At 69.8% G+C, this 25,009-nt stretch carries 19 protein-coding genes and 2 pseudogenes; 5 read left to right on the forward strand and 16 right to left on the reverse strand.

Going from position 1 to position 25,009, the window contains the following annotated elements; all coding sequences use genetic code 11:
• A pseudogene (locus U8525_RS30295) lies at nucleotides 1–445 on the forward strand (hypothetical protein); the annotation flags it as partial.
• Nucleotides 446–493: 48 nt separating this feature from the next.
• Here the strand turns inward: U8525_RS30295 and U8525_RS30300 are convergent.
• The 6 genes from U8525_RS30300 to U8525_RS30325 form a co-directional block, all read right to left on the reverse strand.
• Nucleotides 494–1,111 (reverse strand): carboxypeptidase-like regulatory domain-containing protein, encoded by a 618-nt coding sequence (locus U8525_RS30300; protein WP_374270186.1) that lies wholly within the window; start codon nucleotides 1,109–1,111, stop codon nucleotides 494–496.
• A 167-nt stretch (nucleotides 1,112–1,278) separates the two neighbouring features.
• Nucleotides 1,279–2,472, reverse strand: a complete 1,194-nt coding sequence (locus tag U8525_RS30305; RefSeq protein ID WP_374270187.1) for a pyridoxal phosphate-dependent aminotransferase — start codon at nucleotides 2,470–2,472, stop codon at nucleotides 1,279–1,281.
• 69 nt (nucleotides 2,473–2,541) lie between these two features.
• Nucleotides 2,542–3,024 carry a pantetheine-phosphate adenylyltransferase gene (coaD, locus tag U8525_RS30310; RefSeq protein WP_374270188.1) on the reverse strand — a complete coding sequence of 161 codons (483 nt, stop codon included), beginning with the start codon at nucleotides 3,022–3,024 and terminating at the stop codon, nucleotides 2,542–2,544.
• A 47-nt stretch (nucleotides 3,025–3,071) separates the two neighbouring features.
• Nucleotides 3,072–3,629: a 16S rRNA (guanine(966)-N(2))-methyltransferase RsmD gene (rsmD, locus tag U8525_RS30315; RefSeq protein ID WP_374270189.1), complete on the reverse strand. Its 558-nt coding sequence runs from the start codon at nucleotides 3,627–3,629 to the stop codon at nucleotides 3,072–3,074.
• Nucleotides 3,630–3,639: 10 nt separating this feature from the next.
• Nucleotides 3,640–4,683 carry a hypothetical protein gene (locus tag U8525_RS30320; protein ID WP_374270190.1) on the reverse strand — a complete coding sequence of 348 codons (1,044 nt, stop codon included), beginning with the start codon at nucleotides 4,681–4,683 and terminating at the stop codon, nucleotides 3,640–3,642.
• Nucleotides 4,684–4,729: 46 nt separating this feature from the next.
• Nucleotides 4,730–5,605, reverse strand: a complete 876-nt coding sequence (locus U8525_RS30325) for a cation diffusion facilitator family transporter (protein WP_374270191.1) — start codon at nucleotides 5,603–5,605, stop codon at nucleotides 4,730–4,732.
• A 244-nt stretch (nucleotides 5,606–5,849) separates the two neighbouring features.
• Here U8525_RS30325 and U8525_RS30330 point away from each other — a divergent pair, with 244 nt between their 5' ends.
• The 4 genes and pseudogenes from U8525_RS30330 to U8525_RS30345 all read left to right on the forward strand — a co-directional run.
• The gene (locus tag U8525_RS30330; protein ID WP_374270192.1) at nucleotides 5,850–7,439 is read left to right on the forward strand and encodes a sigma 54-interacting transcriptional regulator; all 1,590 of its coding nucleotides are present in this window, start codon (nucleotides 5,850–5,852) and stop codon (nucleotides 7,437–7,439) included.
• Nucleotides 7,436–8,359, forward strand: a complete 924-nt coding sequence (locus U8525_RS30335) for an alpha/beta fold hydrolase (protein WP_374270193.1) — start codon at nucleotides 7,436–7,438, stop codon at nucleotides 8,357–8,359. The genes U8525_RS30330 and U8525_RS30335 overlap by 4 nt, the downstream gene beginning before the upstream one ends.
• A 161-nt stretch (nucleotides 8,360–8,520) precedes the next feature.
• A complete protein-coding gene (gene typA, locus U8525_RS30340) occupies nucleotides 8,521–10,371 on the forward strand; it encodes a translational GTPase TypA (protein WP_374270194.1) in 1,851 nt (616 codons plus the stop codon).
• 41 nt (nucleotides 10,372–10,412) lie between these two features.
• Nucleotides 10,413–10,676: pseudogene (locus U8525_RS30345) on the forward strand (helix-turn-helix domain-containing protein); the annotation flags it as partial.
• A 45-nt stretch (nucleotides 10,677–10,721) separates the two neighbouring features.
• Here U8525_RS30345 and cglE read toward each other — a convergent pair.
• From cglE to U8525_RS30395, 10 genes are all read right to left on the reverse strand, one after another.
• A complete protein-coding gene (cglE, locus tag U8525_RS30350) occupies nucleotides 10,722–11,321 on the reverse strand; it encodes an adventurous gliding motility protein CglE (RefSeq protein WP_374270195.1) in 600 nt (199 codons plus the stop codon).
• 165 nt (nucleotides 11,322–11,486) lie between these two features.
• On the reverse strand, nucleotides 11,487–13,547 hold the full coding sequence (locus U8525_RS30355) for a TonB family protein (protein WP_374270196.1): 2,061 nt from the start codon (nucleotides 13,545–13,547) through the stop codon (nucleotides 11,487–11,489).
• 56 nt (nucleotides 13,548–13,603) lie between these two features.
• Nucleotides 13,604–13,888, reverse strand: a complete 285-nt coding sequence (locus U8525_RS30360; protein WP_374270197.1) for a hypothetical protein — start codon at nucleotides 13,886–13,888, stop codon at nucleotides 13,604–13,606.
• Nucleotides 13,889–14,048: 160 nt separating this feature from the next.
• A complete protein-coding gene (locus tag U8525_RS30365; RefSeq protein WP_374270198.1) occupies nucleotides 14,049–15,485 on the reverse strand; it encodes a tetratricopeptide repeat protein in 1,437 nt (478 codons plus the stop codon).
• Nucleotides 15,482–19,138: a tetratricopeptide repeat protein gene (locus tag U8525_RS30370; protein ID WP_374270199.1), complete on the reverse strand. Its 3,657-nt coding sequence runs from the start codon at nucleotides 19,136–19,138 to the stop codon at nucleotides 15,482–15,484. The genes U8525_RS30365 and U8525_RS30370 overlap by 4 nt, the downstream gene beginning before the upstream one ends.
• 259 nt (nucleotides 19,139–19,397) lie before the next feature.
• Nucleotides 19,398–20,936, reverse strand: coding sequence for a tetratricopeptide repeat protein (locus U8525_RS30375; protein ID WP_374270200.1), 1,539 nt, complete (start codon nucleotides 20,934–20,936; stop codon nucleotides 19,398–19,400).
• Nucleotides 20,937–20,938: 2 nt separating this feature from the next.
• A complete protein-coding gene (locus U8525_RS30380; protein ID WP_374270201.1) occupies nucleotides 20,939–22,159 on the reverse strand; it encodes an outer membrane beta-barrel domain-containing protein in 1,221 nt (406 codons plus the stop codon).
• 9 nt (nucleotides 22,160–22,168) lie between these two features.
• On the reverse strand, nucleotides 22,169–22,987 hold the full coding sequence (locus tag U8525_RS30385) for an outer membrane beta-barrel domain-containing protein (protein WP_374270202.1): 819 nt from the start codon (nucleotides 22,985–22,987) through the stop codon (nucleotides 22,169–22,171).
• Nucleotides 22,988–23,349: 362 nt separating this feature from the next.
• Nucleotides 23,350–23,988 (reverse strand): 50S ribosomal protein L3, encoded by a 639-nt coding sequence (gene rplC, locus U8525_RS30390; RefSeq protein ID WP_374270234.1) that lies wholly within the window; start codon nucleotides 23,986–23,988, stop codon nucleotides 23,350–23,352.
• A gap of 173 nt (nucleotides 23,989–24,161) precedes the next feature.
• Complete coding sequence (locus U8525_RS30395) at nucleotides 24,162–24,932, reverse strand: hypothetical protein (protein WP_374270203.1); 771 nt, start codon at nucleotides 24,930–24,932, stop codon at nucleotides 24,162–24,164.
• Nucleotides 24,933–25,009: the final 77 nt, after the last annotated feature.

Raw genomic sequence — 25,009 nt, forward strand, 5'->3', positions numbered from 1 at the left:
GTCCTCTTCGCTGGGACGCGAGGCCTCGCGTCCCAGCGAAGAGGACCTGTCCCCCGAGGGCATCGCGCGGACGATGATCCACCACGAGGCGCGCTTCCTCTTCCAGAGCCTGCTGACCGGCGACGTGCGCAACGCGTCCGCGGAGCTGTCCTACCCGTTCCAGTTGGAGGACAAGCGCTTCAACACGCCGGACGAGCTGGTGCAGGCGTGGGTGAAGCAGCTGCGCGCGCGGCGCACGGACCTGATCACCCTCTACGACATCGAGGTGCTGCCCATGGCGGAGATGGAGAAGAAGTACGGCAAGCCGCCCGCCCGCCTGGGGCTGGATCCGCGCGCGCTCAAGGACACCTGGGCCGCGGTGGGCAACCTCTCCGGACACGCGGCCATCTTCCTCTTCCGCGGCAACCCGGACCTCACCTGGCACGCCTTCGCGTACACGGACTGACGACGACGCGGGCGCCCGGTGTTCCCACCGGGCGCATCGCCGCCTCGCTTACGGCACCGGCTGCAGGGTGATGGTCACGGGCTCCGGATCCTGGACCACGCTCAGGAAGTCCGACCAGGTCGCGTAGCCATCGCGCTCGGCTTCAATCGTGTAGAGGCCGGGCGCCAGGTCCACGGAGAACGCCCCGGCTGTATCCGTGGTGGCGCGCTCCAGGACCTCCTCCGTGTCCTTGTCCAGGATGGAGATGTAGACGCCGACCAGCGCGGCCCCATCCGCCTGTTGGACCTTGCCGGACACGCGCACGAGGATGGCCTTCAGGTTGAAGGACATGGCGATGGTCATGCCCGCCTCCACCTCGACCTCCTGCTGCTCCACCTCGTAGCCCGGCCCCGAGGCCATGAGGGTGTAGGTGCCCGGCGGGAGGGACTCGAAGGTGAACTTGCCCTGCGCGTCAGAGGTGACCGTCTTGTCGGTCTCCAGGAGCGTGACCTCGAAGCCCTTGAGCGGGTCACCCTCCTCCGACAGCACGACGCCCGTCACCCGCCCGGGGCGGGGCTCGTTGTTGCCCGGGTCCTCGGAGGGCTCGGAGTCGGAACCGCAAGCGGACAACACAACCGCCATCAGGAGCGCGCAGAGCACGCCGCCTCGCGTCTTCAGGGTCATCATGGGTGGGTTCTTCCAGGTGAGCGCGCTCCGGCCGGCGCGAGGCCTTCCGCACCTGGCCCTCGGCGGGCTCGGCGGTGCGTCCAACAGCGCTCCAGACGAAGAAGCGGCCTGGGTATTCATCGTCCCAGACCGCCTCTCCTCTTCAGCGCGAGCGGGCGTCCCGCCCGTCAGCCCAGCGCCGCGACAAAGTCCCGCAGGCGCGTCAGGCCCTTCTGGAGCACCTCGCGCGAGGTGACGAAGCTCATGCGGATGTAGCCCGGCGCACCGAACGGATCCCCCGGCACCGCCGCCACCAGGAAGTCGTTGAGCAGCGCCTCGGAGAGCTGTAGCGAGTCCGCCAGCGGCCTGCCCTTGTACGTCTTGCCCAGCAGGGCGCGCACGTCCGCCATCGCGTAGAAGGCGCCTTCCGGCAGCCGGCAGCGGATGCCCGGGATGGCGTTGAGCCCCGCCACGAACAGGTCACGGCGCTCGCGGTACTCGTTCACCATCGAGGTGATGGTGTCCGTGGGGCCGGTGAGCGCCGCCAGCGCCGCCTTCTGGGTGATGGAGGACGCGTTGGACGTGGACTGGTCCTGCACCAGCTGCATGCCGGAGATGAGCGCCCTGGGCCCCGCCGCGTAGCCCAGCCGCCAGCCCGTCATCGCGTGGGACTTGGACAGGCCGTTGGACACCAGCAGCCGGGGCAGCAGGTCCGGCGCCACGTTGCCGATGTTGAGGAACGGCTGCCCCGTATAGAGGAGCTTCTCGTACATGTCGTCCGTGACGAGCAGGCAGTCGTGGCCGCGCACCGCGTCCGCGATGGCCTCCAGCGTGGCGCGCGAGTACACCGCGCCCGTGGGGTTGGCCGGGCTGTTGAGCACGAGGGCGCGCGTGCGCGGGGTGAGCGCCTTCTGGATGGCCGCGGGGTCCGGCGCGTAGCCGTCCTCCTCGCGCGTGGGGACGATGACCGGCGTGCCGCCCGCCAGGTGCACCATGTCCGGGTAGCTCACCCAGTACGGCGCGAAGACGATGACCTCGTCGCCCTCGTCCAGCAGCGCCTGGAAGCAGTTGTAGAGCGACTGCTTGCCGCCCGCCGTCACCACCACCTGCTCCGGCGCGTACTTCAGGCCGTTGTCCTTCTCCAGCTTGCGGCAGATGGCCTCGCGCAGCTCCGGCGTGCCCGCGGTGGCGGTGTACTTGGTGAAGCCCGTGCGGAGCGCCTCGATGGCCGCCTGCTTCACGAACTCCGGCGTGTCGAAGTCCGGCTCACCGGCGGCGAGCACCACCACGTCCTTCCCACTCGCGGCGAGCGCCTTGGCGCGCGCGTTGAGGGCCAGGGTGGCGGAGGGCTTGATGGCTTGCAGCCGGCGTGCGAGTTTCATGCGCCCTGCCTAGCGCGGAACGTCCGAGGCGGACAAGCACTACGGGCGCGCGGGGTCGCCCGGTTGCCGCTAGGGTTTCGGGCCGAACTTCTTCTTCAGGCCCGCGTAGACGTTCGGGGGGACGAGCCCTTCCACGTTCCCTCCGAAGGTGGCGACCTCCCGGACCAGCTGCGACGAGATGTAGAAGTAGTCCTCGCCCGTCATCATGAAGACGGTGTCGATGTCCGGCGCCAGCTTGCGGTTCATGTTCGCCAGTTGGAACTCGTATTCGAAGTCCGACACCGCGCGCAGCCCGCGGATGACCACGCTCACGTTGCGCTGGTGCACATAGTCCACGAGCAGGCCGTGGAAGGCGTCCACCTCCACGCGGGGGTCGTTCACCGCCTCGCGGATGAGCTCCACGCGCTCCTCCTGGCTGAAGAGGGGCGTCTTCTTCGGGTTCACCGCGATGGCGACGATGAGCCGGTCGAACATCTTCAGGCTGCGCTGGATGAGGCTCAGGTGCCCGTTGGTGAGCGGATCAAACGAACCAGGGTAGATGGCAACCGGCATGGGTGCGCGGAAGTCTCGACGGGCCCACGGGGCGGGTCAAGCGGACGTCACGGCGCCCGGTAGAAGCTCACCAGGGTGTCGCCGAAGCGGCGCTGGTCCTCCCGGGCGAGCCCCGCGTGGGCGCCCGGGGCCGCCTCCCGCTTGTCGTGCTCCACGACCACCGAGCCCCCCGGCGCCACCACGCCCGCGGCCACCACCGCCTCCAGCACCGTCTCCACGACGCGCGCCGCGTAGGGCGGATCCGCGAAGACGAGCTCGAACCTCGCCCCCTGCTTGCCCAGCGCCTCCACCGCGCGGGCCACGGGCTGCGCCAGGATGGACACCTGCGAGGTGAACCCCAGCGCGTCCGTGTTCTTGCGGCACAGGGCCAGGGCCTCGCGGTCCTGATCCACCAGCACCAGCCGGCCCGCGCCCCGCGACAGGGCCTCCAGCCCCAGGGCCCCGGTCCCCGCGTACAGGTCCAGCACGGACTGGCCGTCCAGGAACTGGCCCAGCATGTTGAAGATGGTCTCGCGGACCCGGTCCGCCGTGGGGCGGATGTGTCCGGACGACGACTTGGGCCCCGTCAGGGCCCGGCCCTTCGCGCTGCCTGCCACGATGCGCATGCGCGCCCTTCTAGCCCAGGTCCCCGCCCGGCTTCGCGAGGAACGCCATGGCCGTCGACGCCGACCGCCGCGCCCCCAGCGCCCCCAGCGCCTCCGTGGCCTCCGCGAAGGACAGCGCCTCCAGCGTCTCGCGGGCGGCCGGCGTCAGCGGCGGCAGCCCCTCCTCCAGCACGGAGAGCAGCTCCCCGGCCGCCATGCCCGCCGCCTGGGCCCGCGCCACCAGCGGCTCGCGCACCTCCGGAGGCCACGCGCGCAGCGCCAGCGGTCCGAAGGGGCCCGCCCGGTCCACCTTGCGCACGCCCGCGGCCACGTAGCTGGACAGCGCGCGCGCGGGCCCGAGGGACGCGTCCGCCACCGCCACCGCCGCGCCCTTCCCCGCGGCCGTCTCCACCACGCGCCTCAGCAGCGCCACGTCCAGCTCCCCCTCACCCAGCTGTCCGTCCGACACGCGCAGCAGGCGCACCGGGACCTGCCACTGCGACAGGCCCTCCAGCAGCGTCGCGCACGCGTCCACCAGCCCGCCCGAGGACGCCTGGGGCGGGGACACCTCCAGCGACAGCTCGCGCTCCTTGAGCGGGCCCACCAGCGCGTTCACCGCCTCCACCGCCTCGTAGGAGGTGAGGCGCGACAGGTCCAACGACACCAGCGCGAAGCCCGCGTCCACCACGCGGAAGAGCCCATCGTTCAGCGCGTCCAGCACGTCCGCGTCCGTGGACGTCACGCGCAGCGGGCCGGCCTGGAGGAACAGGGGCCGGGTGTGCCCGGCCTCCTGCGCCGCCGCGTGCACCGCCTGCACGAAGCGCTCCGGCGCGCCCCGGTCCGCCAGGGGGTGCGGGCAGGAGAGGCCCAGCACCGCGTCCTCCGCGCGGGCCGCTCGCAAGAGGGCCGGCAGCGCCCCCTTGGACAGCACCGGCAGGCACGGCAGCGCCATGGGCGTGGACTCCAGCGCCCCGAGCAGCTCCCGTGGATCCAACAGGGGCACCCGGGAGCCCGGGCCCACCCGCGCCACCACGTTGCCCGGCCGCAGCGACAACACCTTGTCCAGCACGCTCATAGGAGCCGGCGAGAATCCCCCGCCCCGCGCGCCTTTCGCAAGGAGGTCAGTGCACCTCACCCAGGTGGGCGTAGGACTGGCTCTCGATCTGGATGGTCGTGTGGTCGATGCCGAAGCGGTCGAAGAGGTCGTGCTTCACCGCCGACAGGATGTCGTCGTTGTTGCAGACCATGGGGTCCGCCACCACCAGGTGCGCGGACAGCGCGTACATCCCGCTGGAGATGGTCCACACGTGCAGGTCGTGCACCGCCTGCACGCCCGGCACCTTCGCCATGAGCGTGCGCACCTGCTCCAGGTCCACGTGCGCGGGCACCGCCTCCAGGAGCACGTCCACCGCGTCCTTCACCAGCCGCAGCGCGCCCACGACGATGATCATCGAGATGGCCACGGAGATGATGGGGTCCACGACGTACCAGCCCGTCCACGCCATCACGCCCGCGCCCACCAGCACGCCCACCGACGACAGCGTGTCCCCCAGCACGTGCAGGAACGCGCCGCGCACGTTCATGGAGTGCGTCTGGTGCAGGAAGCCCAGCGCCGCCAGGTTCGCGACGAGGCCGATGCCCGCCACCAGCGCCATGGGCCCCAGCTCCACCGGCGCTGGCGTCCGCACGCGCTGCCAGGCCTCCATCAGGATGAAGATGGTGATGACCAGCAGCAGCACCCCGTTGAGGAGCGCGCTCAAGATCTCCATCCGGTAGTAGCCGTAGGTCTTCTTCAGGTCCGCGGGCCGCCCGGCGAACCACAGCGCCAGCAGGCTCAGCACCATGGCCGACACGTCCGTCAGCATGTGCCCGGCGTCGGAGAGCAGCGCCAGCGAGTTGGTGAGGAAGCCGCCCACCGCCTCCGCCACCATGATGGTCGCCGTCAGCCCCAGCGCGAACAGCAGCCGGCGGCGGTCCTTGCGCCGCTCCTCCGCCATCCCCCCTCGCCGGGGAGCGTGCGAGTGACCATGCCCATGGCCGTGCGAATGCCCATGGTGCGAGGAATCATGCTCGGGGTCGTGGGAATGACCCTGCCCTGCCCTGCCGTGTGTATGTGGGGGTGCGCTCACAGGGAACCAGGGTACGCGAACAGCGCCGTCGTCGGACAGGTGCCGCTGGATTGAGTTCGGACAACCCCGTAGATCCGTCGTCCTGATCCGCAACAGGCCGAGGGACGCGGGGATGGACTTCGAGAAGCATCAGAATCTGCACACCATTGTCATGTTGAGGGATGTCATCCGCAAGTGGTGGCAGGTGGAGCTTTCGTTCGCGGATCGCAACGGGGTGGTGCACGACTGGCAGCGCGGGGACTTCATCCCGCCGCCCAACGACCTCTGCCGCCACTCGCTGGGGGCGCGGGAGGGGATGCGGCGGTGTGCCCAGTCGGTGCGGGTGCTGCATGAGAAGTTCAAGGCCGCCAAGAACCTGCGCCGCTCGCTCTTCCACGACTGCCACCTGCGCCTGTCCATCGTGGGCGCGCCGCTCTACATCCGCAACGAGTACGAGGGCTTCCTCTTCGTGGAGGGCTTCGCCCGGCAGCCGCTCACGCCCGGGGACGGGCACGTGCTCCTGGGCAAGATGCGCGACATCGCGCCCGGGGCGCTGCCGGAGCTGGAGGGCGCGGCGGAGCGCGTGCCGGTGCTGGACGGCTCTGAGCTGAGCAAGCTGTCGGACCTGCTGGAGTTCGCGGTGACGGAGATCGCCAACCAGGAGGTGGAGCTCACGCGCAAGGAGGAGACCATCCAGTCCATGGCCTCCGAGCTGTCCAGCCGCTACCGCTTCGAGAAGATCATCGGCCGCTCCGGGGCCATGAACGAGGTCTTCCGCCTGATGGAGAAGGTGGCCCACTCCGACTCCACCGTCCTCATCAACGGCGAGTCCGGCACGGGCAAGGAGCTGGTGGCGCGCGCCATCCACCACAACGGCCCGCGCAAGGACAAGCCGTTCGTCGTGCAGAACTGCTCCGCCTTCAACGACAACCTCCTGGAGAGCGCCCTCTTCGGCCACACCCGCGGCGCGTTCACCGGCGCGCTCAAGGACAAGAAGGGCCTCTTCGAGGTCGCGGACCAGGGCACCTTCTTCCTGGACGAGGTGGGCGACATGTCCCCCGCCCTCCAGGTGAAGCTCCTGCGCGTGCTCCAGGAGGGCACCTTCCTGCCCGTGGGCGGCACCCAGTCCCGCGAGGTCGACGTGCGCGTCATCGCCGCCACCCACAAGGACCTGGGCGAGCTGGTGAAGCGCGGCGAGTTCCGCGAGGACCTCTTCTACCGCATCAACGTCATCCGCCTGCAGCTGCCGCCCCTGCGCGAGCGCAAGGACGACCTGCCCGTCCTCATCGACCACTTCCTGCGCAAGCACCACCGCGAGGGCCAGCGCGCCCGGGGGCTGGCGCCGGAGGCCCTGGCCATCCTGGGCGCGTACGCGTGGCCCGGGAACATCCGCGAGCTGGAGAACGAGATCGAGCGGCTCCTGGTGCTGGGCGGCGAGCTGGAGGTCATCCCCGCGGAGCTGCTGTCCAGCCGCATCCGCGACGCCGTCGTCCCCGGCGGCGGGCCGTTCATCGCCCCCCGCGCGCACGGCAAGCTGCACGAGGCGGTGGAGTCCCTGGAGAAGGAGATGATCCACCAGGGCCTGGTGCGCACCCGCTACAACAAGAGCCGGCTGTCGCGCGAGCTGGGCATCAGCCGCTCCAACCTGCTCCTCAAGATCTCCCGCTACGGGCTGGACAAGGGCATCCCGGAGGGGATGGACACGGACGAGGCGGAGGCGTGAGCGCGCCCCACGGACAGGCGGTCTCCTTCCGGCAGGACTCGCTGCGGGTGCCGGACGGCGCGGACCTCTACTACCAGGTGCGGGGGGAGGGCGCCCCGGGCATGGTGCTGTGCGACGGCCTGGGCTGCGACGGCTTCGCGTGGAAGTACCTGCTGCCCTACCTGGGCCGGCGCCACCGGGTGCTGCGCTGGCACTACCGGGGCCACGGCAAGAGCACCGTCCCCACGGACCGCACGCGCATCGGCATGGCGTACACCTGCGACGACCTGGCGCGGGTGATGGACGCGGCGGGGCTGGAGAAGGCCGTCCTCTTCGGCCACTCCATGGGCGTGCAGGTGGCGCTGGAGTTCCACCGCCGCTACTCCCGCCGCGTGGAGGGGCTGGTGCTGGTGTGCGGCAGCTACGGCATGCCGCTGGACACCTTCCACGACTCCACGCTGCTCAAGCGCCTCTTCCCCACCCTGCGGGCCGCGGTGGAGCGCTTCCCCCGCCACACCGCGCGCATCGTGCACGGGGCGCTCACCACGGAGCTGGTGGTGCAGCTGGCCATCCGCCTGGAGATGAACCCGGACCTCATCGCGCGCAACGACCTGGCTCCCTACTTCACCCACCTGGCCCGCATGGACCCCGTCGTCTTCGTCCGGACCCTGGACTCGCTGGCCAACCACACCGCCGAGGACCACCTGGAGCACGTGGACGTGCCCACCCTGGTCATCGCCGGGGAGAAGGACCGCTTCACCCCCGGCTGGCTGTCCCGGAAGATGGCCGGGCGCATCCCGGCCTCCGAGCTCCTGATGATTCCCGAGGGCACCCATACCGCCCCACTGGAAGTCCCGGGCCTGGTGGAGCTGCGGGTGGAGCGCTTCCTGAGAGAGCGGCTGGGCGTGGAGACGGCGGCGCCCGCCCCCCAGGTGGGATAAGGACCGGTACCGGGGGCTTGATTGTTTACCTGCTGGACACCCGCCTTCGTTGCAGGTGGGAAGCCCCCGGCATATAAGCCCCGGCCTTCCCGGTTCCGGTGGGATTGAGATTCCCCGCTCCGGGCGTGTCTCCTCGCACCTTTTTCAGTCAGTTGGTCCGCATGATCTCTCGCGAAAACATCCGCAACGTCGCCATTGTCGCCCACGTCGACCACGGCAAGACCACCCTCGTCGACCACCTGCTCCGCCAGGCGGGAACCTTCCGCTCCAACGAGCACGTCGCTGAACGGGTGATGGACTCGAACGACCTCGAGCGCGAGAAGGGCATCACCATCCTCGCGAAGAACACCGCCGTCTCCTACAAGGGGAAGCAGATCAACATCATCGACACCCCGGGCCACGCCGACTTCGGCGGCGAGGTGGAGCGCGGCCTGCGCCTGGTCGATGGCGTCATCCTGCTGGTGGACGCCGCGGAGGGCCCCCTGCCCCAGACGCGCTTCGTGCTCAGCAAGGCGCTGTCCATGGGCCTGAAGACGGTGCTGGTCATCAACAAGATCGACCGCCAGGACGCCCGGGCCAAGGACGTGCTGGACCTCGTGTACTCGCTCTACATCGACCTGGGCGCGAACGAGGAGCAGTTGGAGATGCCGGTCCTCTACACCATCGCGCGCCAGGGGCAGGCCTCCACGTCGCTGGAGGTGCCGGGCAAGACGCTGGAGCCGCTGTACGACGCCATCATCAACCACATCCCGCCCCCGCCCGCGCCGCCGGAGGACCAGACGACGCTCCAGCTGCTCGTCGCCAACCTGGACTACGACGACTACGTCGGCCGTCTGGCGGTGGGCCGCGTGCAGGCGGGCCGCATCACCCCGAACATGCCCGTGTCCGTCGTCCGCGAGGGCGGCAAGGTGCAGCAGGGCAAGGTCGTGAAGCTGTTCGGCTTCTCCGGCCTCAAGCGCACGGAGATCGCGGACGCGGGCCCGGGAGAGATCGTCTCCATCGCGGGCATCGAGGAGATCTCCATCGGCGACACCATCGCGGACTTCGAGAAGCCGGTGGCGCTGCCGCGCATCACCGTGGACGAGCCCACGATGATGATGATCTTCAAGGTCAACGACGGGCCGCTGGCGGGCAAGGAGGGCAAGTACGTCACCTCCCGCAACCTGCGCGAGCGCCTGTACCGCGAGGCGTACCGCAACGTGGCCGTGCGCGTGGAGGACACCGCGACGCCGGACGCGTTCCGCGTGGTGGGCCGCGGCGAGCTGGCGCTGGCGGTCATCATCGAGAACATGCGCCGCGAGGGCTACGAGCTGACCGCCTCCAACCCGGAGCCCATCACCAAGGTGGTGGACGGGCAGACGCACGAGCCCATGGAGCTGCTCTTCTGCGACGTGCCGGAGAACAGCGTGGGCGTCGTGACGGAGCGCCTGGGGCCCCGCAAGGGCCGCATGACGGACATGCAGCAGCTGGGCTCGGGCCGCACCCGCCTCCAGTTCCGCATCCCCGCGCGCGGCCTCATCGGGTTCCGCTCGGAGTTCCTCACCATCACCCGCGGTGAGGGCATCATGAGCAGCCAGTTCGACGGCTTCGAGCCGTGGTTCGGCCACATCCCGAAGCGCGCCAACGGCGCCATGGTCTCCGACCGCCTGGGCGACACGGTGCCCTACGCCCTCTTCAGCATCCAGGAGCGCGGCCAGCTCTTCGTGGGCGCGGGCGTCACCGTGTACGAGGGCATGATCATCGGCGAGCACGCGCACCCGTCCGAGCTCAACGTCAACTGCTGCCGCGAGAAGAAGCTCACCAACATCCGCGCCGCGGGCCGCGACGAGAACGTCATCCTCACGCCGCCCAAGGAGATGAGCCTGGAGAAGGCCCTGGAGTGGATCGCCGACGACGAGCTCGTCGAGGTGACGCCCAAGTCCGTGCGCATGCGCAAGAAGGCGCTGGCCGTGGGCGAGCGCTACCGCGCCGAGCGCGACCGCAAGCGCGAGGAGCGCGCCGAGGCGGAGTAGTCCTTCCGCTGAGCGCCTGAGACCTCCAGGGGCCGTCACCCATGTCACCGGGTGGCGGCCCCTCGCTCGTTCCGGACCTAGAAGCCGAAGCGGACGAGGCGCGCGCCCGTGGGTCGAGCACTTCCGGGCCGTGCGGTGGCGTGAGCCCCAAGTGGGCCATCCAGCGCTACCGCCGGCACGAGGCCGCGGAGCGGCTGCGCGAGACGCCGCCCCCGGAGCTGGCCCGGCTGGCGCTGGAGCTGGGCTACTTCGACCAGGCCCGCTTCATCCGCGACCTCCGGCGCGTCGTGGGCCGCACGCCCGCCGGATACGCCCGGCACGTGGCGGGCCTGGGAGCGGCGCAGCCCGTCTCAGAACGTGTACTTCACGCGCGGGAACACCGCGAACGACATGATGTCGGGCCCGATGATGTAGCGGCCGAGCAGGTCCGCGCCCACGGAGAAGTGGTCGAAGGACGTCGCGTACTCCACGCCCACGCCCAGGCCCGCGTTGAAGGCGCTGATGGCCTGGCCCGGGTCGCCCTTGTCCGGATCCACCGGGCGGGGATCCAACCGCGTGTAGCCCGCCGCCACCTTGGGCGTCAGGTAGAAGCGGTTGGCCAGCTCCACGTGGTACGCGGCCGTCAGGTCGCCGAAGGCCACGGTGAAGTTGTCCGACAGCGCGCAGACGTTGGAGTCCGGCAGGTAGCCCGCGAAGCAGTTCTGCGCGCTGGAGCCCAGGGCGAAGTGGGCCCCCAGCGAGATGCGCTCCGTCAGGTCATACCCGATGCCCAGCTGCAGGTATGACTGCGCGTTGGAGTAGGAGTTCCCGCCGCCCACCGTGAAGAACACCCCGACGTCGGTCTCGGTGAAGAACCCCCGGCGCGGCTCGAACGGCACGCCCTCCGGCGGCGTGGCCCCCAGGGCCGGCGTCGCCAGCGCGAGCGCGGCCAACAGCAGCGACTTCCTCACGACTCCTCCCGTCACGTTGTCCTCCCGCTCCCTCGCACTCCGGGCGGCAGTGGCTCGGACAGTAGTGATGCCGCGCACGAAACGGCAGCGGGGAAAAATGAAAATGGCGTGGACCGTTTCGTCCACGCCACTTGGGTCTTCCAGGCGACGAATCGCGGCCGGGCGCTACTCCGCCGCGTCCGAACCCGAGGGCGAGAACAGCCACGGGTACGTCACGTTCACCACGCCGCCGCCCTTGGGCTCCGGGAACTTCCAGCGGCGGATGCGGGAGAGCATGCACTGCTCCGCGGGAGAGCTGCCCAGCGTGGACTCGGAGACGCTGGCGTCGGCCACCGCGCCCGCCGGGTCGATGGTGAAGGCCACCGCCACCTTGCCGGCCAGCGACGGGTTCTTGTTCAGCTCCGACTCGTAGCAGTACTTGATTTCATTCTGGTGCCGCCGGATGACCTTGGCGATGACGTCCTTGTCCAGGCCGCCAATCACCGTCGTCTTGCCGGGGATGACCTTGGTGACGGACTTGCCGCGGCCGCCCAGGTCGATGCCGCCGGAGCCGCCCGTGCCCCGGCCGTTGCCCTGGGTGCCCAGGCCGCCGATGCCCAGCGCCGTGCCGCCGCCGCCGTTGCCCGTGCCGCGCGAACCCAGGCCGCCCACGCCGTGCGCGTCACCCATGGCCGCGCCGCCCTTGAGGCCGCCCAGCGAGTTGTTGATGCCGGTGCCGATGCCGCCCGGACCGAACACGTCCGACGCGCCGCCCTTCATGCCCTTGAGCGCGCCCAGGAGGCCCACCTTGCCCACCACCTGGCGGTCCTTCTCCTTCTTGGACCGGTCCACCACCGGGGTGCCCGGCTTGGAGGGCGCGGCCTCCTCCTGCTTCGCCTCCTGCTTGCCGAACTTGCCCTCCTCGTCCTTGGCCTTGGCCCCCTCCTCCACGCCGGAGAGCTGGAGCTTCTTCGCCTCCACCTTCTTCTCCGGGGCGATGAGGAACTTGGCCACGCGCTGCTGGGACTCGAAGACGTCGTCCGCGGAGCGCAGCTCCGTGTGCGGCGTCAGCAGCATGGCGGTGACGAACGCCGCCGCCGCGAGGATGCAGATGGCGGCGATCTTGAAGAAGCCGAAGTCGCGGTCCGCCAGCGACGTCGCCAGGATGGCCGGCGACGGCTTCACGTAGCGCATCACGAACGCCAGCGTGCCCAGCGACACCTCCGCCCGGTCATGCAGGCCCAGGGTGAAGAGCTGCTCCTGGTCCGGCGCGGCGTTGTTGAGCTGGCCCGCGGCGCGCAGCGCGTCCTTCGTGCGCACGTCGCCGTTGTTGGTGACGAACACGCCGGACCCCGCCGGGGCGCGCACCTCCAGCTTGTCGCCCCTGCTCACCGCGAGCACGTGGCGCTTGCCCACCTGCGGCGAGTACACGGTGAAGGTGTTCTTCGCGCCCTCGCCGATGGTGACCGGCGCGCCGTCCTTGAAGTGCTGGACCTCCAGCAGCTGGTCGCCCCAGAGCATGGACACCTGGAGCACCTTCGCGTCCGGCGTGGGCCGCGCGTCCGGGGGCAGCGGCTCCTGCAGGTGCGGCGGAGGCCGCGGCTTGCGGGCCGCGGCCACCGGGGGTGGCGTGGCCTTGCGCGCCGCCACCGGAGGCGGCGGGCCGAACACCGGCGTGGGCGTCACGTTCGTGGACACCTGGGTGCCCATCGCGCCCGCCGGAGCGGAGCGCGGCGTGCTCACCGTGCCCATCACGTTGGCAGAGGGCGCCGCGTTCATCGCGGGCCGCGAAGGCGGCGCCTGCCGCAGGTTGGGAGGCACCGCCGCCGCGCGCGTCGCGGGCGCCGTGGGAGGCGGGGGCGGCATCACCGGGCGCTGCTGGAACGCGCCGGGCTGGGCCACCGCCGCCGCCGGAGCCACCGGCCGGGGCGCGTCACCGAAGAGCACCTCCACCCGCGAGGTGCCCACCGTGAGCACGTCTCCGGGCTTGAGCGCCGTGGGGATGATGAGCTTCTGCCCGGACACCTGGGTGCCACCTTCACTGCCCAGGTCGATGGCCGTCACGGAGCCATCGTTGTCCACCTTCAGCATCACGTGGAGGTTGGACACGCGCGGGTCCTGAATCTTCACCGCCGCCTGGGCGCCCGACCCCACGATGACACTCTCCGCCTCCGAAACCGTCTCCTGGATGGAGCCGTCCGGGGTGGTGATCCGAAGCGTCAATCCGTTTTTTCTCGCCGCCGCCATGAAGTTCTTCCTTCTTCCCTTCCCGTCCCGAAAACGTTCAACGCCACCTGTGCTGTCTAGAGATTGTCCGCGGACTTCTGGAGCTCCGGGTCGAAGTTCTCCCGGACCTTGATGAGGCTCTGGAAGTCCGTCTTCTTGCGGTTGAGGACGTAGGAGCCCTCCGGCTTGGTGAGCTCGCCCTCCACCGCCACGTCCGTGAAATCAATCACCGTCTTCTTGCGGTACACGGTGCGATCCTCCTCCTGGATGATCTTCACCGAGTCCTTGCCGTCCTGCGCCAGGGCGGGAGCCGCCACCCCCAGCCCCCCCACCATCACCACCGCTGCCAGCAGTCGCTTCATGTGATGTCTCCGCCAGAGGCCCGCTTCGCGAATTCCAATGCAGGGCTCGCACCAACTCCAAGCCCCTGGATTCTAAGGGAGCCGCCCGGTCGCCTGCACCCGGGCGGCTAAAGGCGGGAAGAAAGTTCTCGTCCTTCCCGCTGGGACGACTGTTGTTTCTTCAGGGCGTTGGAGCAGGCGTCGGAGCCGTCTGTCCATTGCCAGACGCTCCGTCGGCGGGCGCCGCCTCGGGCGCGGCCGCCCCCTCTTCCGCCGGGGCCTGCTCGGGCGCGCTGGGGTCCTGGGGCAGCTGGTTCATCACGGACGAGCCCGCGCCGCCGGTGGCCTCCGCGTCCTTCCTGGGCCCGCCCTCCGCCTCCGCCGTGGCGGCGGGCGGCGGGTTCTTGAGCATGTTCTGGAGGCCGTTCACCTTGGCGGTGATGAGCTGCTTGTCCTGCTCCGTCGTGGAGGACAGCTCCTTGCAGCGGTCCAGGAACGCGATGGCCTTCTCGAAGCCCGCGCGGTCGGCCGCGTACGCCCAGCCCGCGCCGCACACCGCCTCCGGCTTGTCCGCGGCGCGCGCGAGCACCTTCTCGAACGCCTCGCCCGCGGCGACGCCCTTCTTCGGATCCACGCCCTTCTGGCCGTCCAGCGCGTACGCCAGGTACAGCTGGCCCTCCAGGCCGTCAGGCTCCAGGGCCAGGGCCTTGGTGAAGGCCCTCTCCGCGCCCGCGTAGTCGCGGTAGCTCAGCGCCAGGGCGCCCAGGTTGAGGTGGCCGGGCGCGAAGGTGTCATCCAGCGACACGGCCTTCTGGAACTGGGCGAGCGCGCGCGGACGGTCCTCCATCTTCAGGTAGATCATCCCCAGCGTGTTGGAGATGGCCGGGTCGTCCTGCGCCACCTTGCGCGCGTTGATGATCAGCAGCTCCGCCAGCCGGTACTGGCCCCGGTCGTACGCCACCAGCGCGAGCGTCTTGTACGCCTCCGCGTTGTCCTTGCTGCGCGCGAGCACGCGCCGGCCGGTGGCCTCCGCCTCGTCCAGCCTGCCGGCCAGGCGGTACGTCGCGGCCAGCGCGTTGAGCACCGGCTCGTCGTGCGCATGGCCCGGCGTCTGGAGCGCCTTCGTGTAGAGCGAGATGGCCTCGTCCAGCTGTCCCTCGTGCCGGTGCATCAGCCCCAGGTTCATCACCGACGGCGTGTGCGCCGGATCCAGCGCGAGCACCTGCTCGTACGCCACCCGGGCATCCGCGGGGCGGCCCTGCTTCTCCGCGATGACGCCCAGGTTGAAGCGGGCGTTGAGCGCCTTCGGCTCCTGGGAGACGACGTCCTCGAAGCCCTTGCGCGCGGCGTCCAGGTCCCCGGCCTCATAGGCCTTCAGGGCCTCCGCGAACCGACCGTTGGCGTCGGCCTTCTCCGCCGGGGCGGGAGGCGGCGGCGCGGGCACGGTGACGGCGGGCTGCTCCACCGCGTTCATCGCGACGGGCTTCGGGCCCGTGGCGCACGCCGTGGTGAAGGCGAAGGCGAAGGCCCCCGCCAGGAACCAGCGCTTGGTGCGAAAGCCTTCCATCCCCGTCCCCTTCCACTGGCTGCGCATGTCGATGCTGTGGTTCGTCTTCACGGCCGCACCCCCTCGAGCGACGCGGTGGGCTCGGGCTTCGCTGCGCCCGTGCCCTCCGGCGAGGCGGCGGGCCGGGTGTTCTCCGCGGGCGCGACCTCCGGCGCGGCGGGCTGGGGCTCCGCGGAGGCGCTGACGGGGCCATTGAGGTCCTTCAGCACGCCCGAGGCGATGCGCGAATCACTGCTGCCCCGGTACGTCACCGGCCGCACCTGGGCGTAGGCCCCCGGATGGAGGCGGTTGACCTGCTCCTGCGCGGCCAGCGTCCACTCGCTGTAGATGCCCAGCTCGTAGGCCTTCTGGAGGCCCTTCTCCAGGGCCTCGCCGGCCTTGTCCTCCAGCGGCAGCGCCAGGTTCTCCAGCTCGCCGCGGTACATGCTGAGCTGCTCTTCATCCAGACCGGACGGATCCGGCGATTCCATGATGTTGCGCGCGAAGTCCGCGTACGCGAGGCCGATGCGCGTCAGCGCCGCGATGCCCCACTCGCCGGAGCCCGTGGCGAGCACCGCCGCGTACTCCTTCTCCACGCGCTGCATCTCGCGCTGCTTGTTCGTCAGGTCGCGGCGGATGGTGGAGACGCGCGTGAACTTGATCTCCGAGAAGCGCTTCCACGTGGGCTCCAGCGCCAGGAAGCGCGCGTGGCCGTAGGCGTTGAGCACCGCGGTGTCCTTGCGCACGCTCTCCGGGAGCTTGTTCCAGCCGCGCACCAGCTCGTCCTGCGCCTTCTCCTGGCCACGGACGTCCTTCATCTTCTGGTACGCGAGCAGTTCGTGGTAGCGCGCCAGGTACCCCTGCCCCGCGGCGGTGCGCGGGTCGCGGCCGTAGTCCTCCACGAAGCGGCTGAAGGCGCGGGCCGCGTCGCTCCACTTCTTCTCCTTCTCCCACACCAGGCCGATGGAGAAGGCCACCTGCGGCACGTCCTTGCGGTCCTTGAAGCGCGTCAGGTAGTTGTTCCACGCGGTGACGGCCTTCTGGGACTCGCCCAGGCCGTCGTACCAGACGCCCGCGTTGAAGAGGGCGTCCGCCACCCACTCGCCCGCGGCGTCCACCTGCGCCTTGCGCTCGGCGGCCTTCTGCGCGCGCTTGGACTCCGCGTCCTCCGCGGCGCCCGGCGTGTCGTCCTTCTTCGCCACGGCGGCGGGCCTGGCCTTCTTCTCCTTGTCCTTCTTCGCCTGCGTCTCGCGGGCCTTGAGCGCGGCGTCGTACCCGGCCACGAAGGACTCGGACATGGCGGCGGCCTTCTTGAACTCGGCGACCTTCTCGTAGAGGCCGGACAGCGTGTAGCGGGTCTTCAGCTCGAAGTTGCTGTTCGGGTACTCCTTGAGGACGCGCTCGCCGGCGGTGATGCCCTTGTCCACCTCCCCCGCCTCCTGCGCGATGACCATCGCGTAGGTGAGCGCGCGGTCCGCGTTCTCCGACTTGGGGAACTCCGTCACGAAGGAGAGGAACTCCTCGGCGGCCTTGGCCGGGTTCTTCTCCTTCTTGTAGATGACCTCGTCCACGTACTTGTACTGGCTGCCCTCCACCACGCGGGCCACGCGCTGGGCGAAGTCCGAGCCGGGCTTGGACAGCTTCTTGTTGGAGAGGAACTTGCGCGAGAGCGTGTTGAGCTCCTGCCACTCCTCGCGGCTCTCCAGCACGTACATGGTCAGGTCCGCGGCGTCGCGCGAGCGGCGCTCCTCCGGGAACTTGTCGATGATCTCCCCGAAGCGCCGGGCCGCGTCCACGAAGTGCGCGCGGTCGTAGAGGATGACCGCGGCCTGGTAGCGCAGGTCGATCTCATCCTGGTTGCCCGGGTACAGCGTGTTGTACGTGTCGCACGCGGCGACCAGCCGGTCCTCGAACTTCGTGAGCGGCTGCTCGGCCTGCTCCTTGGCGTCGCGCTTCACCAGCTTCTGCTTGGCGACGTCGCCCTTGTCCTTCTTCTCGTCGACCTTCTGGCCGTCCTTCAGGTCGCTCTTGGAGAGCTGGCCGCGCTCGATCTTGACCAGCTTGTCGTAGGCGAGCACCGCGTTGTACGCGGCGGACTTGCGGTAGGCCTCGTTGGAGACCTCCCTGGCGGAGTCGCGGTCCGGAATCTGGAACGCCACCACGGCGTCGTACTCGGCGGCGGCGGCCTCCCACTCCTCCAGGGCCCAGAGGATCTCCGCGTAGAAGAAGCGGATGTTGAAGGCCGAGTCCGCGACGAACTCCGGGTTGTCGCTGGAGGCGAACGCGTCCACGTACTGCTTGTAGATGTCGCGCGCGAGCCGGTAGGTCTCCACCTGGCGCGTCTTCTGCGCCTCCTGGTGGTACTCGGTCACCATCACGCGCATGGCCTCCTCGGTGACGCTGAAGGCGTTGCGCAGCACGCCCGCGTTGCCCGCGTTGGCGGTCCACCACTCGCCGCCCGGGCGGTAGAGGTCCACCATCCGCTTCATCTCCTTGCGGACCTGCTGGCGCTGGCGCAGGCCTTCATACGCGCGCACCACCGCCTGCTGGTACTCCGGCGCGTTCGCGCCCATGGGCGCGTCGTCGATGAGCGTGCGGTACACCAGGATGGCGCTGTCGAAGTGGCCCGCGTCCACCAGGCCCGCGGCCGTCTTCGCGAGCAGCCGGCCCTGGCGCTTCGGCGGCGCCTTCTCCTTGAAGTAGGCGAGCGCCTCCTTGGGCTGATCCAGCTGGACGTAGAAGACGGTGAGGTCGTTGAGGGCCTCCGTGCGCAGGTCGCCCAGCTCCGCGCCGCGCTGGCCCGCGTAGTCCACCACCTCGTGCAGCTTCTTCAGGCCCGCGTCCAGGTCGCCCGCGTTGAAGTCACACCAGGACAGCTTGTAGGTGGCGTAGGCGTAGATCTTCGGCACGCCGGAGTCGCGCGCCTTCTCGTAGTTCTCCTTCGCGGGCAGCAGCTTGTTGTTGTCGAAGTAGTGGTTGCCCAGCTGGATGTACGCGTCCGGGACGAACTGCGACTTCGGGAAGTCGCGGATCAGCTCCTCGTAGCGCGCCACCGCGTCCTCGCGGCGGTTGAGCTCGTAGAGGTTGTAGCCCAGGGAGAAGAGGACCTCGTCGCGGGCCGGGTAGTCCGGGTACTCGGCGAGGATGGCCTCGTAGATGCGCATCGTCTCCGCGCGGTAGCGCTCGGACTCGCGGTGGTCCTGCTCCGGCGGCGTGGCCTTCTCCCCGCGCGCCACGGCGGCGTCGTAGGCCTTCTCCGCCGTGAGGAACTTCTCCATCTCCAGCTGGTAGAGGTACTTGGACTTCTCCCAGTAGAGCTCCGACAGGCGGTACTGCATCTCCGCCTTCTGCGTGGAGGTCTCCTGCAGCTTGGGGATGAGGCGCTTGAAGCCCTCGATGGCCTCGTCGCGCTTCTTGTCCGCGAGCGCGTCCCTCTTGGAGTCCGCGATGCGCGGCATGTCCGCGAACTTGGCCGTGGCGGGCTTCACCCGCGCCGGGCCCTTGCGCATGTCCTGGGGCGCGACGCCGGGCGGCAGCTCCGCCTTCCTGGCCTCCTCCTTGCCCTTCTTGCTCGCGGCCTCGGCCTTCTTCGCCGCGGCCTTCGAGGAGGACTTCTTCGTCGCCACCTTGCGCGGCGGTGCCGTCTCCTCCGCCGCCTCCCCCACCCCACCGGCCGCGAGCGCCACGCCCACCGCCAGTGCACCGAACCGAAGAACCACCTTCATGCGAGCTCCTGGAGAACCGCGCCTCGCCTGCCTGGGAAAACATCTGCCCAGCTGGGAGGGACGACGGAAAGTAGACGCGGGTTCCCAGATTGAGAAGTGGCCCGGAACGTGCCTTGTGCCCCGCCGTACGCGATCAGTCCGAGCCAGCTTCCAGGACTCAACATCCAGCGAAGAGGCCCCGTCCTCCGTGACAAACGCACGGTGGCGGGGCCTCTTGGGTGCTTCTCACGGCGGGCAGGTGCGCCCGGCTCCTACTTGCCTACTTCTCCTGGCGAGCAGGGCAGCCCCGCTTGAGCGTGTACTGATAGTAGCCGATCTCGTCGATCCAGAACTCGCCCTGGAAGCGCCAGTAGTTCCACGCCGCGCCGGGCATCTTCGGGCGGTAGAGCGTCTGGCGGGACAGCAGGGCCTTCTGGTCCACGCCCTCGGAGAAGAGGTCCTTCTCATCCAGCGCGGTCTGCACGCGGATGATCTCCGCCTGGTCGGAGAAGGTGCGGAGGTTGTCCGCGGCCTCCTGGATGCGGTTCTTGGCGAGCGTGCCGCCCACCTGGAGCAGCGTGGTGCGGATGTCCTCCAGCGACGCCACCGTCTGCGCGGCGAACGGCGTCCCGCGCCACGGGCCCTCGCTGATGGCGCGCTTCTCCTGGTCCACGCGCGTGAGCGTCCGCATCACTTCACGGATGCGCTCGTTGTTGCGGATCCACAGGTACACCGCGCGCGGCAGGCGGCGGTTCTCGGAGGACACCAGGTTGAAGGCGTTGATGGGCGCGACGTCCTCGCCGGTGAAGGGCTCCAGTTGCTTGGCCATGGGGCCGTAGCGCTCGTCGAACGCGGCGAGCGTCGTCTTCACCTCGTCGTAGAGGCACGAGTAGTAATAGACCGTGGCCTTGAGGATCCACGACTCGGGCTGGAAGGCGCCCTCGAACTGCGGCGCGTGCAGCGCCTGGAGGCTGCCCAGCGCGCCGCCGAAGTCCTCGTTCTGGAAGCGGGCGAAGCCGTTCTCGAAGAGGGCCTGGTCCCAGAAGCGCGCGTAGCGGGGCACGCCTTCATAGGCCTTCACCGCGTCCGCGTACTCGCCGCGGCGGTAGTGCACGCGGCCCAGGCCCAGGAGGGCCAGCTCGCGCGTCTCCGGCAGCTCCACCTGCGGCTCCTGCGTGTTCAGCACGGCCTGGAACGCGGCGAGGGCCTCCCGGTCCAGCGTCTCGCCTTCACCGGGGCGGCCCGGGAAGCGCGGGTCGGCGAGCACCGTGCCCAGCAGGTAGCGGGCCTTCGCGTAGACGCGGCTGTCCGCGGGCACGGCCTCCAGCAGCGCGCGGGCCTCCTCGAAGCGCATGCGGCGCTGGCTGGCGGTGCCGACCAGGTAGTTGATGCGCGCGAGCACCTCCTTGGGCAGCGTGGCCCACTGGTCGCGCACCTCGTCGGTGTAGGCCTGGTTGAGGATGCTGGGGATGAGGTTCTGCTCATCCAGCCGCTGCTGCATGTCCACCAGCCCCTCGATGGCCTTGAGGTACGAGGGGTGCTTGGGGCCGGCGTTGACGATGGCCGCGTAGGAGATGAAGGCCGCGACGGGCAGGTCCTTCTTGGCGAAGGTCTGCGCCAGGTAGAACTCGGCCTTGCCCTTCAGGTCCGCGTCCTCCCCTTCCGCCAGCTGCGCGAAGAGCGGGGCCGCGGTGTCGAGCTGGCCCGCGTTGAAGGCGGCCAGCGCGCGGTTGTAGGTGCCCACGTCCTGCTGGGCGAGCGCTGCGGCGGGCACGGCGAGGGGCCCGAGGACGACGAGGAGTCGGAGCAGTCGGGACATGGCTAGAAGAGCACCGAGAAGCCAGCGTAGAAGCTGACGTTGTTGAGGACGTCCGACGAGGGCTCGGCGACGAGGTCCCGCCCGAGGATGATGTCCTCGCGGTAGTTCTTCTTCGTCTTCGGGTCCACGCCGTCGAACTTGGCCACCTGGCAGCTGCCGCTCAGGTTGAGGCCATCGAAGGGCTGGTTGGTGGCGCGCGCGGCCTCCAGCGCCTCGAAGTCCGCCAGGTTGCAGCCGTCCACCCTGTCCACGCGCGCGGTGTAGATGAGGTCGCGCACCTCCAGGCGGATGGCGTAGCTCTCGCCGAACTGCACGCGGAAGCCGCCGCCCACCTCCCCCAGGAACTTGTTGCCCGTGTCGCCGAAGCGCGCGGGCACCTGGTACGTCTGCCCCTCCACCTCGTTCGCCACCTCCGGGCGGATGAGGTGGCGCGTCTTGCCGATGCCCGCGCCGCCGCTGAGCACCACGCTGAACTGCGCCAGCGAGTTGTTGAAGAAGGCGAACTTGCCGTAGAGCGGCGTCACCTCCACGCCCGCGTGCGCGCCCCACTGGAGCAGGAGCGACGACGCGGCCTGGGCCTGCTCGCGCACCTTGTCGATGAGCTCCAGGTTGAAGTCGCTCTCGTCGGAGTACCAGTTGTACTGGCCGCCCACCTGGAGCGCGAAGTTCTCCTGCAGGTGGTAGACGTAGTGCAGCGCGGTGCCCACGTGGTTGGTGAACTTGCCGTTCACCTGGACGACGCCGGGGTACAGCACCAGCTCGTGCTTCCCCTCGTCCGCGAAGCGCTTCTTCTGGACGATGTGGACGTTGACGTTCGGGTTGTAGAGCGGCGCGCCGTTCACCAGCCGCTGCTGCTGCGCGTCCGTGGTGCGCGGCCCCTCCCCCGCGTCCAGCACCGGCGCGTCCGAGGGCGCGGTGGCGGCCGGAGCCGCAGCGGGCGCGGAGGGCTCGGCGGGCGCGGAGGAGGGCGCGCGGTCCGCGTCATCCTCGTCCACGGTGGGCGCGGCCGGCCTGGCCGGCGCGGCCTCCGGCTGGGACTGGGGCACCGCGGGCGCTTCGCGCTCGGTGCGCGGGCGCTCCGGCGGTTCCGCGGGAGAAGGAGAGGCCGGCGCGGTCGCATCCGGACCCGGGGCGGCCGGCGGCTGCGCCGGAGAGGCGCCTTGCGCGAACGCGAGGGCAGGCACCGCGGCAACGAGGAGCGCGATGGATCGGAAGGGTCGCATAGGAAAAGGTCAGAAAGAGAAGGTGTAGCCGAGGTCGAACTGCACCAGGTGCGTGAGGCCCGGGCTGCTGGCGGGCTCGCCGGTGGTCCGGCCGGCCTCCCAGTCGTCGCGCAGCAGGTTCACGCGGTAGCTGTCCTTGAAGATCCAGTCGCGCAGCTCCAGCCGGATGCCGTGCTGCTCCTTGATGAAGAAGCGGAAGCCCAGCGCGGCGGACACCACCGGCGCCACGCGCGACTCCTTCACCCAGGAGTTCTCCGTGGCGCTGCCCCGGTCATCCACGGACGTGCGGTTGTCACAGACGCCCGCGGCCCGGTCCACCACCTGGGTGCACTGGATGACGGACTGGCGCTTCAGGTTGGACAGGCCGCCGCCCGCCCAGAGGTACGTCTGGAAGTGCACCGGGATGTCCGCGACGAGGCTGATCTTCCCGTAGATGGGAGCCCACCGCGCGCCGACGACGCCGTGCAGGTTCATCCGCCACATGTCCTCCAGCTCGTCCGTGACGCGCTTGTCCTCGCGGTCCAGGAAGGACTCGGAGATGGAGCGCGCCAGGCCCGTGTGGCGGCTGGCGGCGTAGCCCGCGCGCGCCTCCAGCGCGAACGTGTCGAACAGGTTGTAGGCCAGCCCGACGTCGAAGAAGTAGTGCGCCGTCAGGTGCGTCTGCACGGGCAGACCCACGGACAGGGACAGCTCCGGATGGCCCGCGGGCTTGTAGAGCCGGTTGCGGACCACCGCCGAGTCCAGGACGCCGTCTTCCTGTGCGGCGGCGCCGAGCGCCGTCAGCGAGAGGCTCAGCGCGGCGAAGACTCGAAACGTGCGTGCGTTCATATCTCCTGCCCGGCCCGGGGGTGGGCCGTTGGGTGCTCCGGTCGCGCCCCGTCTCCTGCGACGGCGTGGCACCGGCGTGGGACAGCGATGTGAGCACGGCGCCCATCCACCGCAAGCGGATCCCAGTAGCAGTCGGTAAAGTTTTCGCCCTTTGACGCCAGGGAGACCAGCACTCAACGTTTCCACGGGGATGCGGGCCCTGGAGGCCCCTCGAACCCCACGCGAAGGCGCGCGCCCGCACGCACATGCGGCCACGCGGTCTTCCGGAAACGACGAACGCCCCGCCCGGCCACCCGAAGGTGCCCGAAGCGAGGCGTCGAGAGGGGCGTCAGAGAAGCGCCCCGGCGCTCAGCGACCGCGGACTAGCGCGCGGCCTTGTGCTGCGCGCGCATGGCCACCTTGATGGAGGGGCGCACGATGACGATGCCGTCGTTGTGGCCGGGGACCGCGCCCTTCACGAGCACCAGGCCCTTCTCCACGTCCACGTCCACCACCGTCAGGTTCTGCGTGGTGACGCGCTCGACGCCGTAGTGACCCGGCATCTTCTTGTTGGGGTACGTGCGGCCCGGCGTCTTGCGCTGGCCGATGGCGCCCGGGTGACGCTGATACTCGTGCGTGCCGTGCGTCTTGGTCTGCGAGCCCTTGAAGCTCCAGCGGCGCATGACGCCGGAGAAGCCGCGGCCCTTGGTCACGCCGGTGACGTCCACCAGCTCGCCCTTGGTGAACATGTCCGCCTTGATGGCGTCGCCCACGTTGAAGCCCGCGGCCTCCTCGGCCGTGACGCGGAACTCGCGCAGGTGGCGACGGGGGGTCGCGCTGGCCTTCTTGAAGAAGCCGAGCTGCGGCTTGTTCAGGACCTTCTCGCGAACCTCGCCAAAGCCCACGGTCACCGCGGAGTACTGATCCTTCTCCGGGGTGCGCTTGCCGACCACCAGACAGGTGTTGACGTCGATGACCGTCACCGGAACGAGGTTGCCCTCGTCGCTGAACACCTGGGTCATGCCGATCTTCTTGCCAATCAGACCCTTCACGTCGTCCTCACAGCGAGCGCCCGTGGCGCCGAAAGCCCAATGAAATCAATGAACTGGCCTACACGCGGTCCCGCGGCCGCCAGGAAGCGGCGCAAGATAGCAAACACGTCCCCTACGTCAAGCACCAAGGGTGGGCGTACCCCTCACTGCGCGACATCCAACCGCGGGTAGAAGGGGTTGAGCTGCCCGTCCGCGATGCGCTGGGCATACACCTCTTCGCCGAGCAGGAACAGGGCCTGATCCAGATAATCTTCCGCGCCCTTGATCTCCTCCTCCTTGGCGGCGATGGCCTGGTCGAGCTCCGCCATGCGGGCGTCGTGCTGCTGCTTCTGCTCCTCCGCGGCGTCCTCCAGCTCGATCAGGCGCTTGTGCGCCAGGATGCCGGCCGCGCCGGGCTGGCCGGGGGTGGGCGTGAGGGCGGTGGCCAGCTGGGACTCCCAGTCCTCCACCTCGCGCGCCAGGCGCATCTGGGCGATGCGGTTCTTCTTCAGGTTCTGCTTGGCGGCGTCCAGCTTCACCGGATCCTGGGTGGTCATCTCCAGGTCCGCGAGCTTCGCCTCCAGCTTCTTCAGGCCCACGATGGCGTAGCGCAGGTCGGCGCGGCGGGTGGCCAGCGTCTTGCGCATGCCCTTCACCTTGCCCTCCACCGCCGTCACGGCCTTCTGGAAGCGGCCGGTGATCTCCTTCTGGGCGGCGCACTCCTCTTCGTGCTGGGCCAGGAAGTCCTGGTAGGCCAGGTCCTCGTCGTTCATCTCCGCTTCCAGCATCGCCAGCTCCTCCCGGCGTGCCTCCAGCACCTCTTCGGCGCGGTAGACGCGTTCCATGGAGCGGGGACAGTTCGGCTTGCCCGGGAGCACATCCCGGGCCTTGTCGCCGAGCTGGAAGATGAGGTCGTTGTAGCTCTCCTTCGCCATGGGCGGATTCATACGCCCAAGTCGCCAGGACTGTCACCGGCCGAGCGCATCCCCGCGCCCGGTCCCGCCCACCTCCT

Source organism: Corallococcus sp. RDP092CA (genome assembly GCF_041903675.1).
Taxonomy (GTDB): domain Bacteria; phylum Myxococcota; class Myxococcia; order Myxococcales; family Myxococcaceae; genus Corallococcus.

Coding starts and splice junctions, on each gene's coding strand:
- coaD (WP_374270188.1), bottom strand. CDS start 3,024: ATGCCGGTTGCCATCTACCCTGGTTCGTTTGATCCGCTCACCAACGGG.
- U8525_RS30360 (WP_374270197.1), bottom strand. CDS start 13,888: ATGAAGCGACTGCTGGCAGCGGTGGTGATGGTGGGGGGGCTGGGGGTG.
- U8525_RS30305 (WP_374270187.1), bottom strand. CDS start 2,472: ATGAAACTCGCACGCCGGCTGCAAGCCATCAAGCCCTCCGCCACCCTG.
- U8525_RS30385 (WP_374270202.1), bottom strand. CDS start 22,987: ATGAACGCACGCACGTTTCGAGTCTTCGCCGCGCTGAGCCTCTCGCTG.
- U8525_RS30355 (WP_374270196.1), bottom strand. CDS start 13,547: ATGGCGGCGGCGAGAAAAAACGGATTGACGCTTCGGATCACCACCCCG.
- U8525_RS30370 (WP_374270199.1), bottom strand. CDS start 19,138: ATGAAGGTGGTTCTTCGGTTCGGTGCACTGGCGGTGGGCGTGGCGCTC.
- U8525_RS30395 (WP_374270203.1), bottom strand. CDS start 24,932: ATGGCGAAGGAGAGCTACAACGACCTCATCTTCCAGCTCGGCGACAAG.
- rsmD (WP_374270189.1), bottom strand. CDS start 3,629: ATGCGCATCGTGGCAGGCAGCGCGAAGGGCCGGGCCCTGACGGGGCCC.
- rplC (WP_374270234.1), bottom strand. CDS start 23,988: ATGACCCAGGTGTTCAGCGACGAGGGCAACCTCGTTCCGGTGACGGTC.
- typA (WP_374270194.1), top strand. CDS start 8,521: ATGATCTCTCGCGAAAACATCCGCAACGTCGCCATTGTCGCCCACGTC.
- U8525_RS30300 (WP_374270186.1), bottom strand. CDS start 1,111: ATGATGACCCTGAAGACGCGAGGCGGCGTGCTCTGCGCGCTCCTGATG.
- U8525_RS30330 (WP_374270192.1), top strand. CDS start 5,850: ATGGACTTCGAGAAGCATCAGAATCTGCACACCATTGTCATGTTGAGG.
- U8525_RS30375 (WP_374270200.1), bottom strand. CDS start 20,936: ATGTCCCGACTGCTCCGACTCCTCGTCGTCCTCGGGCCCCTCGCCGTG.
- U8525_RS30325 (WP_374270191.1), bottom strand. CDS start 5,605: ATGGCGGAGGAGCGGCGCAAGGACCGCCGCCGGCTGCTGTTCGCGCTG.
- U8525_RS30380 (WP_374270201.1), bottom strand. CDS start 22,159: ATGCGACCCTTCCGATCCATCGCGCTCCTCGTTGCCGCGGTGCCTGCC.
- U8525_RS30320 (WP_374270190.1), bottom strand. CDS start 4,683: ATGAGCGTGCTGGACAAGGTGTTGTCGCTGCGGCCGGGCAACGTGGTG.